Source organism: Kitasatospora sp. NPDC001261, from assembly GCF_042896795.1.
GTDB lineage: Bacteria > Actinomycetota > Actinomycetes > Streptomycetales > Streptomycetaceae > Kitasatospora.
Map to the genome: position 1 here is coordinate 27,287 of NZ_JBIAXP010000010.1, position 14,766 is coordinate 42,052.

At 71.7% G+C, this 14,766-nt stretch carries 12 protein-coding genes; 3 read left to right on the forward strand and 9 right to left on the reverse strand.

The window, feature by feature from the left end; translation table 11 throughout:
• Positions 1-85 precede the first annotated feature (85 nt).
• A complete protein-coding gene (gene sodX, locus ACFY4B_RS15350; RefSeq protein ID WP_082345175.1) occupies positions 86-448 on the forward strand; it encodes a nickel-type superoxide dismutase maturation protease in 363 nt (120 codons plus the stop codon).
• A 7-nt stretch (positions 449-455) separates the two neighbouring features.
• On the opposite strand, the gene ACFY4B_RS15355 is transcribed toward sodX, so the two are convergent.
• From ACFY4B_RS15355 to ACFY4B_RS15375, 5 genes are all read right to left on the reverse strand, one after another.
• Entirely contained in the window at positions 456-1,037 is a 582-nt protein-coding gene (locus tag ACFY4B_RS15355; RefSeq protein WP_049649436.1) for a CGNR zinc finger domain-containing protein, read from the reverse strand.
• A gap of 113 nt (positions 1,038-1,150) precedes the next feature.
• A complete protein-coding gene (locus ACFY4B_RS15360; RefSeq protein ID WP_049649437.1) occupies positions 1,151-1,951 on the reverse strand; it encodes an amino acid ABC transporter ATP-binding protein in 801 nt (266 codons plus the stop codon).
• Positions 1,948-2,922, reverse strand: coding sequence for an amino acid ABC transporter permease (locus ACFY4B_RS15365; RefSeq protein WP_049649438.1), 975 nt, complete (start codon positions 2,920-2,922; stop codon positions 1,948-1,950). Before ACFY4B_RS15365 ends, ACFY4B_RS15360 begins: the two co-directional genes overlap by 4 nt.
• Positions 2,923-2,959: 37 nt before the next feature.
• Positions 2,960-3,886, reverse strand: a complete 927-nt coding sequence (locus tag ACFY4B_RS15370) for an ABC transporter substrate-binding protein (RefSeq protein ID WP_063780035.1) — start codon at positions 3,884-3,886, stop codon at positions 2,960-2,962.
• A gap of 419 nt (positions 3,887-4,305) precedes the next feature.
• The gene (locus ACFY4B_RS15375; protein WP_387968236.1) at positions 4,306-5,229 is read right to left on the reverse strand and encodes an ABC transporter substrate-binding protein; all 924 of its coding nucleotides are present in this window, start codon (positions 5,227-5,229) and stop codon (positions 4,306-4,308) included.
• A 583-nt stretch (positions 5,230-5,812) separates the two neighbouring features.
• Between ACFY4B_RS15375 and ACFY4B_RS15380 the strand changes: the two genes are divergently transcribed.
• Positions 5,813-7,009 (forward strand): NADP-dependent malic enzyme, encoded by a 1,197-nt coding sequence (locus ACFY4B_RS15380; protein ID WP_117489503.1) that lies wholly within the window; start codon positions 5,813-5,815, stop codon positions 7,007-7,009.
• A 149-nt stretch (positions 7,010-7,158) separates the two neighbouring features.
• Positions 7,159-8,121, forward strand: a complete 963-nt coding sequence (locus ACFY4B_RS15385) for a zinc-binding dehydrogenase (RefSeq protein ID WP_387968239.1) — start codon at positions 7,159-7,161, stop codon at positions 8,119-8,121.
• Positions 8,122-8,230: 109 nt separating this feature from the next.
• On the opposite strand, the gene ACFY4B_RS15390 is transcribed toward ACFY4B_RS15385, so the two are convergent.
• The 4 genes from ACFY4B_RS15390 to ACFY4B_RS15405 all read right to left on the reverse strand — a co-directional run bounded on the left by ACFY4B_RS15390 (position 8,231) and on the right by ACFY4B_RS15405 (position 14,539).
• Complete coding sequence (locus ACFY4B_RS15390) at positions 8,231-9,265, reverse strand: PadR family transcriptional regulator (RefSeq protein ID WP_049649443.1); 1,035 nt, start codon at positions 9,263-9,265, stop codon at positions 8,231-8,233.
• A 1-nt stretch (position 9,266) separates the two neighbouring features.
• The gene (locus tag ACFY4B_RS15395) at positions 9,267-10,175 is read right to left on the reverse strand and encodes a DUF4097 family beta strand repeat-containing protein (protein WP_074001425.1); all 909 of its coding nucleotides are present in this window, start codon (positions 10,173-10,175) and stop codon (positions 9,267-9,269) included.
• Between the two features lie 264 nt (positions 10,176-10,439).
• On the reverse strand, positions 10,440-10,619 hold the full coding sequence (locus ACFY4B_RS15400) for a DUF6104 family protein (protein WP_049649445.1): 180 nt from the start codon (positions 10,617-10,619) through the stop codon (positions 10,440-10,442).
• Positions 10,620-10,771: 152 nt separating this feature from the next.
• Positions 10,772-14,539: a multifunctional oxoglutarate decarboxylase/oxoglutarate dehydrogenase thiamine pyrophosphate-binding subunit/dihydrolipoyllysine-residue succinyltransferase subunit gene (locus tag ACFY4B_RS15405; protein WP_387968241.1), complete on the reverse strand. Its 3,768-nt coding sequence runs from the start codon at positions 14,537-14,539 to the stop codon at positions 10,772-10,774.
• Positions 14,540-14,766: the final 227 nt, after the last annotated feature.

Consider the following 14,766-nt stretch of genomic DNA (forward strand, 5'->3'; position numbering starts at 1 on the left):
CACGCGAGCGGAGGGCGCCGGGGCGGGGGAGCGCGGCCCGGGCGGCGCGCTGCCGTTCGGGCTGGTCGACGTGGCGGGGCCGTCGATGGTCCCGACCCTGCGCGAGGGCGACCGGCTGCTGGTCCGCTACGGCGCGCCGATCCGGCCCGGCGCGGTGGTGGTCTTCCGGCACCCCTTCCAGCAGGACCTGCTGGTGGTGAAGCGGGCCGCCGAGCGCCGGGCCACGGGCTGGTGGCTGCTCTCCGACAACCGCCCGGTGGACAGCGACAGCCGCAGCTACGGCGCAGTCCCGGACGAGCTGGTGCTCGGCCGGGTGCTGCTGCGGCTGCGCCCGAGCCCGGTCTGGCTGGCGCCGGGGCGCCGGCTGGAGCGGCTGCTGCTCACCCCGCGGCTGGCCCGGGTGCCGGGCCTGGCCCGCCGGCTCGGCGCCTGGGTCGAGGAGGTCTAGCGGGCCGCTACGCCCGGGCCGCCGCCTCCGCCTCCAGGCGCTTGCGGGCCCGGTAGGCGGCCACGTTGGCGCGGGTCGCGCAGCGGTCCGAGCAGTAGCGGCGGGAGCGGTTGGTCGAGGTGTCCAGGTAGGCGTTGCGGCAGGGCGCGGCCTGGCAGATGCCGAGCCGGTCGGCGCCCAGCTCGGTCAGGTGGACGGCCAGGCCCATGCAGGCGACCGCGCTGAAGTGGGCGGTGGCGGTGGGGGAGTTGTCGGCCAGGTGCAGGTGCCAGCGCGGCCGCCCGGCGTCGTCCAGGTAGTCGTGCCCGGAGATCAGCGGGCTGACCGGGTACTCCATCAGCAGGCTGTTCAGCAGGTCGACGCCGCGGATCTCGTCCCCGCCGGCGGCGGCCTCGAAGACCCCGCGCAGCCGGGTCCGCACCGCCCGCAGCCGGGGCACGTCGGACTCGTCGGCGAGCGAGCGGGCCCGCGAGGAGTCGGAGAAGAGACCGCGCACCGCCTCCACGGAGGTCAGCGAGTCGGTGCCGCGCTCGGGCTCCTCGGTGTTCACCAGCCGGACGGCGAGATCGGCGTAGGCGGCGAGCTCCACAGGGGTCCTTCCAGGGGGGTCGGTAACGGGCTGACTGCCTCCAGCCTATTACCCGGGCGGGGAAAACGACGGCGCCCGGCAGGAGTGACCTGCCGGGCGCCGGGCGTACGGGCTCAGAGCACCTTGGAGAGGAAGGCCCTGGTGCGCTCGTGCTGCGGGTCGGTGAGCACCTCGCGGGGGTTGCCGGACTCGACCACCACCCCGCCGTCCATGAACACCAGCGCGTCGCCGACCTCGCGGGCGAAGCCCATCTCGTGGGTGACGACCACCATGGTCATGCCCTCCTCGGCGAGGCCGCGCATGACGTCGAGGACGTCGCCGACCAGCTCCGGGTCGAGCGCGGAGGTCGGCTCGTCGAAGAGCATCAGCTTGGGCTTCATGGCCAGCGCGCGGGCGATCGCCACGCGCTGCTGCTGGCCGCCGGAGAGCTGCGAGGGGTAGTTCTTCGCCTTGTCGGCGAGGCCGACCCGCTCCAGCAGGGCCATCCCGCGCTCGCGGGCGTCGGCCCGGCTCTCGCCCTTGACCTGGACCGGCGCCTCCATGACGTTCTCGACGGCGGTCATGTGCGGGAACAGGTTGAAGCGCTGGAAGACCATGCCGATGTCGCGCCGCTTGAGGGCGACCTCGCGGTCCCTGAGCTCGTGCAGCCGGTCGCCCTTCTGCCGGTAGCCGACCAGCTCGCCGTCCACCCAGAGGCGGCCGCCGTTGATCTTCTCCAGGTGGTTGATGCACCGCAGGAAGGTCGACTTGCCGGAGCCGGACGGGCCGATCAGGCAGAACACCTCGCCCTGCCTGACCTCCAGGTCGATGCCCTTGAGCACCTCGACCAGGCCGTACGACTTGTGCACGTTCTCGGCGCGGACCATCGGCTCGCCGGACGCGCCGCCGGCGGGGGACTTGGTCGGATCGGTCATACGTGACCACCTCCCTCGAGCCCCGGGACGACGTCGGCGGTCGTCCTGGGGGCGGGCTTCCCGGCGAACAGCCTCCGCAGCCGCTGCAGCGGGGTGGGCGGGAGGGTGCGGTTGGAACCTCGGGCGTAGTGGCGCTCGATGTAGTACTGGCCGATGGTCAGCACCGAGGTGAAGAACAGGTACCAGAGGCTGACCACGATCAGCAGCGGGATGTTCTGGTAGTTCCGGGAGTAGATGACCTGGCCGGCCCGGAAGATCTCCTCCAGGGAGATCACGGAGACCAGCGAGGTGGTCTTCAGCATCGAGATGGTCTCGTTGCCGGTCGGCGGGATGATCACCCGCATGGCCTGCGGCAGGACGATCCGGCGCATGGTCTGGAACCGGCTCATGCCGAGCGCGTGCGCGGCCTCGGTCTGGCCCTCGTCCACCGACTGGATGCCGCCGCGGACGATCTCCGCCATGTAGGCGGCCTCGTTGAGGCCGAGGCCCAGCAGCGCGGCGACGAAGGTCGGGATCAGCACGTTGGTCTGCTCGGACCAGAACTCCGGCCCCCACGGGACGCCGATCGACAGCTTGGCCCAGATCAGGCCGAGGAAGTTCCAGAACACCAGCTGCACCAGCACCGGGGTGCCGCGGAAGATCCAGATGTAGACCCACGCGACGCCGGCCAGCAGCGGGTTCGGGGACAGGCGCATCACCGCGAGGACGATGCCGCCGACCACACCCATGAGCATGGCGAGCACGGTCAGTTCCAGCGTCACCAGCAGGCCGTGCATGATGCTGTCGTGGAACAGGTACTGACCGACGATGTCCCACTTGAAAGCGGGGTTGGTGAAGAGGGCGCTCACCAGCATCGCCGCGAGTACGGCGATGACGACGGCGCCGGCCCAGCGTCCGGGGTGGCGGACGGGGACGGCCTTGATGGTCTCGGGCCGGCCCTGCTCCGCCGTCCCCTTGTCCAAAGAGTTCACGGTGTGGCCTCGGGGGAGAAGATGGAGCGGACGAGGGTCAGCTGACGGCGCCGTTGACGGTCGAGGTGGTGATGGCGCCGGACTCGACCCCCCACTTGGCGAGGATCTGCTTGTAGGTGCCGTCGTCGATCAGCGACTGGACGGCCCCCTGGACGGCCGGGGTGAGCTTGGAGCCCTTGGCCAGCGCGACGCCGTAGGGGGCCACGCCGTAGGTCTCGCCGACCTTCTCCAGCTGGCCGCCGGACTGCTTGATCGCGTAGTCGACGACCTGGGAGTCGGCCATCATCGCCTGGTCGCGCCCGGAGACCACGGCGTTGGTGACGTCCGTCTGGAGGTCGAACTTGTCGCCGCCGTTCTGGACGCCCGGCTTGCCGGCCTTGGCGCAGTCCGGGTCGCGGGTGTCCTTGATCTCGTCGGCCTGGGTGGTGCCGGTCTGGACGGCGACCTTCTTGCCGCAGAGGTCCTTCGGGTCGATCTTCTCCGGGTTGCCCTTCTTCACCGCGACGGCGCTGCCGGAGTTGAAGTAGGTGACCATGTCGACGATCTGCTCGCGCTCCTTGTTGTCCGTGAAGGACGACATGCCGAGCTGGAACTTGTTCGACTGGATGCCGGGGATGATCGCGGTGAAGCCGGAGTCCTGGACCTCGGCCTTCAGCCCGAGCTTGGCGGCGATGGCGTTGGCCAGGTCGACGTCCATGCCGATGACCTTGCCGCTGTCGTCCTTGAACTCGTCCGGCGCGTACGAGGCGTCGGCGCCGACCAGGAGCTTGCCGGCGGCCTTGACGTCGTCCGGGACGAGCCCGGCCAGCTTGGGGTCGGCCTTGACCTCGTTGACGGTCGCGGAGGCGTTGGGGGCGCCGCTGCTCTCGCTCTTGCTGCTGCTGCAACCGGTCAGCACCAGGGAGACCGAGGCGGCGACCACACCGGCTGCGAAGAGCCGGCTGCGCTGGGTACGGGTGGTCATGAGGGGGATCTCCATCCTGGGGGAGAGAGGTCGGGCGGAGCGCGCCGCGGGAGCGGCGCACCGGAACGGCGAGCCGCGCGGCTCGGTACGGGTGCGTGTCGCCGTACGTCGTCGTACGTGCAGGCCGGGTCGTGCAGTTGCCCGGGCACGGGGGAGCCGTCCGGGGTTGTACGAGGTACTGCTTCCGCCACCCTCCGCCGAGGTGGACGTTGACCGGACGGCCTCGACCAGTGGCCGGCTCGATCCGAGATGGGGGGAATCCTGCCATCTGATGACAGTCAGGTGGCCCTCATCCAGATCAAAATCGGATAACGAGGGGTCGCGCTGTCCGCTATTCGGACTTATTCCGCGCCCCTGTCACTCTGCGCATAAGTATGCAGATCGGTCCGTGCCGTCCCCGGAGGCCCGCCGCCCCCGACTCAGATGCCCCCGTTGACCACCGCGTTCTGCGCCGCGCCGGCGCCGACGTTCCACTTGGCCAGGATCTTGTCGTACTCGCCGCTGCGGATCAGCTGGTCGATCGCCCCGGCCAGCACGTCCCGCAGCGGCCCGTCGTCCTTGCGCACCGCGATCCCGTACGGGTTGGAGGTGGACTGCCCGCCGGTCACCTCGAAGCGGGCGCCGCCGTCGGTGGTCTTCGCCGCGTAGGCGGCCACCGGGTAGTCGTTCAGGCCGGCCGCGGCGGCGCCGGAGGCGACCTCGGCCAGCGCCTTGGTGTCGGTGTCCAGCTTGTGCGGGGTCAGCGGGCGGCCGGCCCGGGTGCAGACGCCGACCTGGCGGGTGACGATCTCGTCCTGGGTGGTGCCCTGCTGGAACGCGACGGTCTTGCCGCACAGGTCGTCCAGGCCCCTGATCCCCTTGGGGTTGCCCTTCGGGACGACGATCGAGGGGCCCGCGATGAAGTAGTCCACGAAGTCCACGCCCGGGCCGGTCGGCTTGCCGGTCTCGTCCACCGCGTCCCGGCGCCGGCGGGTGTCGCTGAGCGCGGACATCGCCACGTCGTACTGCTTGGCCTGGAGGTTCGGCACCAGCTTGTCGAAGGGGGTGTCGACGAACTCGACCCGCACGTCGAGGATCCGGCCCAGGGCGGCGGCGAGGTCCGGGTCGAGGCCGGTCGGCTTGCCGTCCGGGCCGCGGAACTCCACCGGGGCGTAGTTGACGTCCATGCCGACCCGCAGCGCGCCGGCCGACCGCTGGGCCTTCGGCAGCTTGCCGCGGAGGTCCTTGACCGGGTCGCCCGGGGCGGCCTGCCCGCCGCCGCAGCCGGTCAGCAGGAGGGCTCCGGCGGCGGCCAGGGCGGCGCCGGCCGGGACCGGACGGAGGGCGTGGCGGACGTGCGGCATGAGGGCGGCTCCTGAGGGAGGGAGGTGGGGCCGCCACGGTGTCGCACGGGTGTACGCGAAATGGCGGACAAGCGATCCTGCCATCCCGCCCTGCCGGGCCCGGCGGCGGGTGTGTCAGAATTCGGTACCGGGTGACCCCCGAACGCTCGAACCAGGCCGACGAGCCCCGACAGGCTCGGGGTGCCCGGGAACGGAAGTCCTCACGCGGCTCCGTATCCGGGGCACCGGATCCCCTTCGGCCTGTGTTCACTCCTGCGGGTGCGCGTGCGCTCATGCCGTTGCCGCCGCCGGAGCCCGGCGCTTCCGACGCCGGGCCCCTGTGACGCGACAGCGCGGCGATGAACCGTACGTGACGAGGACGAAAAGGCATAGGTGCGATGCCTTCCTCCGACCTACGCTCGGCCCGGAAGCACAACGCGGACAACACAGACCCCATACAACCCTCATCCGAGGGCGCCGCCCGACGGCAGCGCCCCGACCCCGACCCCGGGTCCGCTTCGGCGTACCCGGTTTCCGGTTTCCGGACGGGTCGCCCTGCCCGTCGGCCGCGCGTCCTCGCCAGATCAATGACGAAGAGGTCATCGTGGCAGCGGAGATCATTCACAGCAGCACCCAGGACACCGAGGATCCGGTCGACGCGGTCTTCGCGCTCCACCGCGGCGGGAAGATGGAGATCCGGGCGACCGTCCCGGTGCGCGACGCGGACGACCTGTCCCTCGCCTACACCCCTGGTGTCGCCCGGGTCTGCACGGCCATCGCCGAGCAGCCGGAGCTGGTCAACGACTACACCTGGAAGTCCAACACCGTCGCGGTGGTCACCGACGGCACCGCGGTGCTGGGCCTCGGCGACATCGGCCCGCAGGCCTCGCTGCCCGTGATGGAGGGCAAGGCCATCCTGTTCAAGCAGTTCGGCGGCGTGGACGCGGTGCCGATCGCGCTCGACTGCACCGGGGTCGACGAGATCGTCGAGACCGTGGTCCGGCTGGCGCCCTCCTTCGGCGGCGTCAACCTGGAGGACATCTCCGCGCCCCGCTGCTTCGAGATCGAGCGCCGGCTCCAGGAGGCCCTGGACATCCCGGTCTTCCACGACGACCAGCACGGCACCGCGATCGTCACCACCGCGGCCCTGTGGAACGCCGCCAAGGTGACGGGCCGTGAGATCGGCTCGCTGCGGGCCGTCATCTCCGGCGCCGGCGCGGCCGGCATCGCCATCGCCAAGATGCTGGTCGCGGCCGGCATCGGCGACGTGGCCGTCTGCGACCGCAAGGGCGTGGTGTACGAGGGCCGCGGCGACCTCACCGACGTCAAGGCCGAGATCGCCGGGCGGACCAACCGCACCGGTCTCAAGGGCTCGCTGGCCGACGCGCTGGCCGGCGCCGACGTGTTCATCGGCGTCTCCGGCGGCACCGTGCCGGAGGAGGTCGTGGCGACCATGGCCGAGGGCGCGTTCGTCTTCGCGATGGCCAACCCCAACCCGGAGATCCACCCCGAGGTCGCCCACAAGTACGCGGCCGTGGTGGCCACCGGCCGCAGCGACTTCCCGAACCAGATCAACAACGTGCTGGCCTTCCCGGGCATCTTCGCGGGCGCCCTCCAGGTCCGCGCCTCCCGGATCACCGAGGGCATGAAGCTGGCCGCCGCCAAGGCGCTGGCCGGCGTCGTGGCCGACGAGCTGACGCCGCAGAAGGTCATCCCCTCGCCGTTCGACGAGCGGGTCGCGCCGGCGGTCACCAAGGCCGTCGCCGAGGCCGCCCGGGCGGAGGGCGTCGCCCGGATCTGACGAGGTGATCGGGGGAGCGCGCCCGCCACGGCGGCCGCTCCCCCGCGTCCCCCCGAGCGCCCGGAGGCGAGCGGGGGAGCAGCAGCCGGGACACGCGTCACACCTCCGCGTGGTTCCCGGCCCCGGCCGTCGCGGCTATCGTCCGGGGCATGTTCGCTGCCTACGCCGCACGTACCGACGCCGCCGACCCGCTGAGCGGGCTGGAGCTGGGCGACCTCCCCGAGCCGCAGGCCCGCCCCGGGTGGAGCGTGGTCACCGTCCGGGCCGCCAGCCTCAACCACCACGACCTGTGGTCGCTGCGCGGGGTCGGCCTGTCCGCCGAGCGGCTGCCGATGATCCTCGGCTGCGACGCCGCCGGCGTCGACGAGCACGGCAACGAGGTGGTCCTGCACTCGGTGATCGGCCAGAGCGGCCACGGGGTCGGCCCGGACGAGCCGCGGTCCATCCTGACCGAGCGCTACCAGGGCACCTTCGCCCAGCGGGTCGCGGTGCCCACCTGGAACCTGCTGCCCAAGCCCGCCGGGCTGAGCTTCGAGCAGGCCGCCTGCCTGCCCACCGCCTGGCTGACGGCCTACCGGATGCTGTTCACCAACGCCGGGGTCAAGCCCGGGGACACCGTCCTGGTGCAGGGGGCGGGCGGCGGCGTGGCGACCGCGCTGATCGTCCTCGGCAAGGCGGCCGGCCTGCGGGTCTGGGTCACCGGTCGGGACGAGGCCAAGCGCGCCCGGGCGGTGGAGCTCGGCGCCGACGCGGCCTTCGAGAGCGGCGCCCGGCTGCCCGAGCGGGTGGACGCGGTGCTGGAGACGGTCGGCGCCGCGACCTGGTCGCACTCGGTGAAGTCGCTGCGCCCGGGCGGCACCATCGTCATCTCGGGGGCCACCTCCGGCACCAACCCGAGCTCCGTCGAGCTGAACCGGATCTTCTTCCTGGAGCTCAGGGTGGTCGGCTCGACCATGGGCACCAAGGAGGAGCTGGCCGGGCTGCTCGCGTTCTGCGCCAACACCGGCGTCCGGCCGGTGATCGACTCGGTGCTGCCGCTGGCCGAGGCCCGGGACGGCTTCGCCCGGCTCGCCGAGGGCGACGTCTTCGGGAAGATCGTCCTCACTCCCTGACGGCACCCCGCTCCTGACGGAGCCCCACCCCCTGACGCCTGCCCGCGGGCGTGCGGCGGCCCGGTGCCTCCCGTGACGGGGGCACCGGGCCGCAGGAGCCGTTCCGGGCTCAGCCGAGCAGCCGCTTCAGCCGCTCGCCCGCGGCGCCCAGCACCGTACGGGCCTCGGCCAGCGTGTCCGCGTTCACCCCGCCGTCCCGGGCCGCGTCGCGGACCTGGTCGCGGAAGCGGTCGAGCAGCCGCTCCAGCTCGCGGGCCGGGTCCCCGGCCGGGTCGGTGGCGGCCCACGGCGGCAGGTCGGCCGGGGTGTCGGAGCCGTCCTTGTCCAGGTCGATCCTGGTCACGGTGACCCGCTCGGCGGGCTCGGCGGGCGGCTCCTCCGCGCCGTGGCCCCAGCGGGCCGCGTCCGCCAGGCCGGCCAGGCCCTTGGTCAGCTCGGACAGGCCCTCGGCCAGCCCGGTCGGCCAGTCGCCCTTCGCGGCGTGCTCGCGCACCTGCTGCTCGACCCGGCGCTTGATCCGCAGCGCCTCCTGCTGGGCCGCGGTGCGCGAGGCCTTGGCCTGCTCGCGCAGCCGTCGGGCCTCCGCCTCGGCGGCCTTCGCCTTGGCCTTGGCGGCCTTCTCCTGCTCCCGGGCGCGCTTGGCCTGCTCCTTGGCCTGCTGCTTGAACTGGGCGAACTCCTCCTTGGCGCGCTGCCAGGACTCGTTGTCGCCCCAGGGCCCGGCCCACGGGTCGCCGGGCTCGGTGCGCTCCGGCCCGGGCGCCTGCCGGGCGGCGTTCCACAGCTCCTCGCGCAGGTCCTTGGCGCTGTCCCGGACGTCCTCGCGGATCGCCCCGGCGAGCTGCGCCACGGAGTCCCGGATCTCCACCTCCAGCTCGTCCAACTCGACCTGTCGGGCTTCGAGTTCGGCGCGCCCGGCGTCGGTCAGCCGGTACACCTTGCGGCCGCCCTCGGTGCTGTGGGCGACCAGGCCCTCCTGCTCCAGCTTGGCCAGCCGCGGGTAGACCGTCCCGGCCGAGGGGGCGTACAGGCCCTGGAACCGCTCCTCCAGGAGCCGGATCACCTCGTAGCCGTGGCGCGGGGCCTCGTCCAGCAGCTTCAGCAGGTAGAGGCGGAGCCGGCCGTGGCCGAACACAGGGGTCATCTCAGGCCTCCTTGGTGAGGTTCGGGGTGCCCGGGCCGGCCGGGAGCTCCTTGACCACGACCGGGCCGTCCTCCTCCGCCTCGGGGCGGCGCAGCACGGTGACCGCGCCGGAGACGGTGGTGACGTGGAGGCTGCCGCGGCCCTCGCCGAGGCGGCCGGAGATCTTCTTGGCGCCCCAGGTGCTGCTCATCTGGAGCTCCTCGAAGGTGCTGGAGACGTCGCCGCTGGTGGAGCCGGCCTCGACGGTGGCGTCGGCCAGCGAGGGGATCCGGATCACGACGGCGCCGCTGACGGTGTTGACCTTGACGTCGGTCTCGCCGGCCACGTCGAGGTCCAGGGTGACGGCGCCGGTGACGGTGTTGGCCTGGACCCGGTCGGCGGTGCCGGCGATCACAGTGAGCTGCCCGGAGACGGTGTTGACCTTGAGCCGGCCGCCGACCGCGTGGGCGTCCACGTCACCGGTGACGGTGCCGGCCTCGATCTGGCCGGTGACCCCGGCGAGGGTGGTGTCGCCGTTGGCGCTCTGCACCGAGACGTGCCCGCTGACGCCGCTGACGGTGGTGTCGGCCGACACGGTGCCGACCTTGACCTCGACCTCGGTCGGGACGGTCACCGTCACGGCGGCGATCCGCTTGCGCTTGAAGGAGCCGAAGAGGTCCTTCACCGAGCCGACCGACTTGAGCCGGTCGCCGAACTCGCCCCAGCTGTGGATGTCCTTGTAGGTGACCGTCAGGACGCCGTCCACCAGGGTCACGTGCAGGGGCTCGCCGGCCAGCTCGGTGACCTCCAGGCGGGTCGGGCCGTCGGCCGCCACCACGTTCACCGTGCCCTCGATGGTCCGCACGTGCAGCGCGCGCACCGGCTCGTCGAAGGTGATCCTCTCGGTGCCCTCGACCGTCCACTGGCTCATGTCCGTCGCCTCCCGTTGTCGATCGCGATGTATCGCGTTCTCTTCTAAAGACGATATATCGCGTGCTGGCAGAGTCAAGCGCCCCGACCCCCGAACCCGACCCCGATCCGTCCCCGACCCGTCCCCGAGTCCTCCCCTACGAGGCCCCCCGGGGTTTCGCATCCCTCCGCATCCCTCCGCGCCCTTCCGCGCCCTTCCGCGCCCGGACACGCGCGAGGCCCGGGAGGCGGTTGCCTCCCGGGCCTCACGGCGGCCGTCACCGGGTCACTCGTCGTCCTCGTCGTCGAGCCGCGCCAGCCAGGTGGCCAGCCGCTCGACCGGGACCTCGAAGTCCGGGTTGAGGTCGACGAAGGTGCGCAGCTGCTCGGCCAGCCACCCCAGGGTGACCTCCTCCTCGCCGCGCCGGTTCTCCAGCTCCTCGATGCCTCGGTCGGTGAAGTACACGGTTCGCTCCGGTCCGGTGGGGATTGACCTGGTCAGGATAGTCCGGGCCGGTCGGCCGTCGTACCGGTGGTGGCCCGGCGAACGCCCGCGGCCCCGCCCTCCCGGTGGGGAGGACGGGGCCGCGGGTGTGGAGAGCGTCGGGCTTCGGCTCGTCAGAGCGCGAAGACCTCCTCGACCAGTGCCTGCTGCTCGGCGGCGTGCCGCTTGGCCGAGCCGACCGCCGGGGACGAGGCGGCGGTACGGGCGACGCGGCGCAGACGGGCGTCGCCGCCGGTGCGGCCGATGACGACCTGGAGGTGGTCGACCAGGTTCATCGCGATGAACGGCCAGGCACCCTGGTTGGCCGGCTCCTCCTGCGCCCAGACGAACTGGACGTTGTCGCCGTAGCGGGCCAGCTCCTCCTGGAGCTCGGCCACCGGCAGCGGGTAGAGCCGCTCGACCCGGACGATCGCGGTGTCGGTGACGCCGCGCTCGGCGCGGGCCGCCGCCAGGTCGTAGTAGAACTTGCCGGCGGTGATGACCACCTTGCGGACCTGCGCCGGGTCGACGGTGGAGTCGCCGATGACCGGGCGGAACGAGCCGGACAGGAACTCCTCCGCCGCACTCGCCGCGGCCTTCAGACGCAGCATCGACTTCGGGGTGAAGACGACCAGCGGCTTGTGGTGCGGGTTGTGCGCCTGCCAGCGCAGCAGGTGGAAGTAGTTCGACGGCAGGGTCGGCATCGCGACCGTCATGTTGTCCTGCGCGCACATCTGCAGGAAACGCTCCGGACGGGCGGACGAGTGGTCCGGTCCCTGGCCCTCGTAGCCGTGCGGCAGCAGCAGGGTGACGCCGGAGTGCTGGCCCCACTTCTGCTCGGCGGAGGCGATGTACTCGTCCACCATGGTCTGCGCGCCGTTGACGAAGTCGCCGAACTGCGCCTCCCACATGACCAGCGCGTTCGGGCGGGTCAGCGAGTAGCCGTACTCGAAGCCCATGGCCGCGTACTCCGACAGCAGGCTGTCGTAGACGGTGTAGCGGGCCTGGTCCTCGGTGAGGTACTGCAGCGGGGTGTAGTCCTCGCCGGTCTTGCGGTCGATCAGGACGGCGTGCCGCTGGCCGAAGGTGCCGCGGCGGCTGTCCTGGCCGGCCAGGCGGACCGGGTGGCCCTCCATCAGCAGCGAGCCGATGGCGAGGGTCTCGCCCATCGCCCAGTCGATGGTGTTGTCCTCGACCGAGGCGGCGCGGCGCTGCAGCTGCGGCAGCAGGCGCGGGTGGACGGTCAGCCAGTCCGGGTGGTTGACCTGCGAGGCGGCGATCCGCTTGACCATCTCCTGGGAGATGCCGGTCTGGATGGAGACCGGGAAGTCGGCCTGCGGCTTGCCGGCGGTGGCGTCGGCCGGCGCCTGGGCCGCGTCGCGGACCTCGGCGAAGACCTTCTCCAGCTGGCCCTGGAAGTCCTGGAGCGCCTGCTCCGCCTCTTCCATGGTGATGTCGCCGCGACCGATCAGGCCCTCGGTGTACAGCTTGCGCACCGAGCGCTTCTTGTCGATCAGGTCGTACATCAGCGGCTGGGTGAACGACGGGTTGTCGGCCTCGTTGTGACCGCGGCGGCGGTAGCAGATGAGGTCGATCACCACGTCCTTGTGGAACGCCTGGCGGAACTCGAAGGCGAGCCGCGCGACGCGGACCACGGCCTCCGGGTCGTCGCCGTTCACGTGGAAGATCGGGGCCTCGATCATGCGGGCCACGTCGGTGCAGTACATCGAGGAGCGCGAGGACGCCGGGGCGGCGGTGAAGCCGACCTGGTTGTTCACCACGACGTGCACGGTGCCGCCGGTGCGGTAGCCGCGCAGCTGCGACATGTTCAGGGTCTCCGCGACGACGCCCTGGCCGGCGAAGGCCGCGTCGCCGTGGACCTGGATCGGCAGCACCGGGAAGGTGGTGCCGCCCTGGTCCAGGATGTCCTGCTTGGCGCGGGCGATGCCCTCGACGACCGGGTCGACCGTCTCCAGGTGGGAGGGGTTCGCGGCGAGCGAGACCTTGATGGTCTCGCCGTCCAGGCCGGTGAAGGTGCCCTCGGAGCCCAGGTGGTACTTGACGTCGCCGGAGCCGTGCATCGACTTCGGGTCGAGGTTGCCCTCGAACTCGCCGAAGATCTTGCCGTACGGCTTGCCGACGATGTTGGCCAGCACGTTCAGGCGGCCGCGGTGGGCCATGCCGATGACGGCCTCGTCGAGGCGGTGCTCGGCGGCGGAGTCGATGGTCGCGTCCAGCAGCGCGATCAGCGACTCACCGCCCTCCAGCGAGAAGCGCTTCTGGCCGACGTACTTGGTCTGCAGGAAGGTCTCGAAGGCCTCGGCCGAGTTCAGGCGGCGGAGGATCCGCAGCTGCTCCTCGCGCTCGGGCTTCGCGTACGGCTTCTCCAGGCGCTCCTGCAGCCACTTGCGCTGCTTCGGGTCCTGGATGTGCATGTACTCGATGCCGACGGTGCGGCAGTACGTGTTGCGCAGCAGGCCGAGGATGTCGCGGAGCTTCATCATCTTCTGGCCGCCGAAGCCGCCGACCGCGAACTCGCGCTCCAGGTCCCACAGGGTGAGGCCGTGGGTGGTGACGTCCAGGTCGGGGTGCTTGCGCTGCTTGTACTCCAGCGGGTCGGTGTCGGCCATGAGGTGGCCGCGGACCCGGTAGGAGTGGATCAGCTCCATGACGCGCGCGGTCTTGTTGACCTCGTCGTCGTGGGTGGTGGCGACGTCGGTGGCCCAGCGGACCGGCTCGTACGGGATCCGCAGCGACTCGAAGATCTCGTCGTAGAAGCCCTTTTCGCCGAGCAGCAGGCGGTGGATCTCGCGCAGGAACTCGCCGGACGCCGCGCCCTGGATGACGCGGTGGTCGTAGGTCGAGGTCAGCGTCATGATCTTGGAGACGCCCAGCCGGGACAGGGTCTCCGGGGCGGAGCCCTGGAACTCGGCCGGGTACTCCATGGCGCCGACGCCGACGATGGTGCCCTGGTTCTGCATCAGGCGCGGCACGGAGTGCACGGTGCCGATGCCGCCGGGGTTGGTCAGCGAGACCGTGACGCCGGTGAAGTCGTCCATGGTCAGCTTGTTGGCGCGGGCCCGGCGGACGATGTCCTCGTAGGCCTGCCAGAAGCCGAAGAAGTCGAGCGTCTCGGCCTTCTTGATGGCCGCGACGACCAGCTGGCGGTCGCCGTTCGGCTTGACCAGGTCGATGGCCAGGCCGAGGTTGACGTGCTCCGGCTTGACCAGGAAGGCCTTGCCGTTCTCCACCTTGTAGCTGTAGTTCATGCCCGGGGCGGCCTTGATGGCCTGGACCAGGGCGTAGCCGATCAGGTGGGTGAAGGAGACCTTGCCGCCGCGGGCGCGCTGCAGGTGGTTGTTGATGACGATGCGGTTGTCGATCAACAGCTTCGCCGGCACGGCGCGGACCGAGGTCGCGGTCGGCACCTCCAGCGAGGCGTCCATGTTGGTGGCGACGGCCTTGGCCGGGCCGCGGAGCTGGATCAGCTCGGGGCCGGCGGCGGCAGCGGGCTCGGCCGGCGCCGGGGCGGCGGCCTTGGGGGCCGGGGGCGCGGCGGGCGCGGCGGCGAGCGGAGCCGGGGCGGCGGCCGGAGCCGGAGCCGGGGCGGCCGACGCCGGAGCGGCCGGAGCGGCGGCGGGCGCGGCCGGAGCAGCGGCTGCGACGGCGGGCGCGGGGGCAGCGGCAGGGGTCGGCGCGGGGCCGGCCTGGGTCGCGGCCTGGGTCACTGGGGTCACCTCGGTACCGGGCTTGTAGTCGGCGAAAAAGTCCCACCAGGCTCGGTCGACCGAGTTCGGGTCCTGGAGGTACTGCTGGTAGATCTCGTCGACGAGCCACTCATTGGGGCCGAAGCCAGTGGAGCTTGCCGAGCTGTTGGGGGTTTCAGGGGACTGTGGCGACACGGCGGCAACCGCCCTCTTCCGCTTCCTTTTGGGATGTTTGGACAGCGGGGATTAAGGCTACGCCCCTGACCAGTGATCGCGCAGTCCCCGGGGCCCAGGCGTCGCCCAGATCACAGTGCTGACCTGCACTTTGGCTGAAAAAGTGCGTTAGAAAGCCGTATCTGAGGGGAACCGATCAGCGCCGAACAGGGGGCATACCGGGGCCAAAGCGGACAAAAACCCGGCCA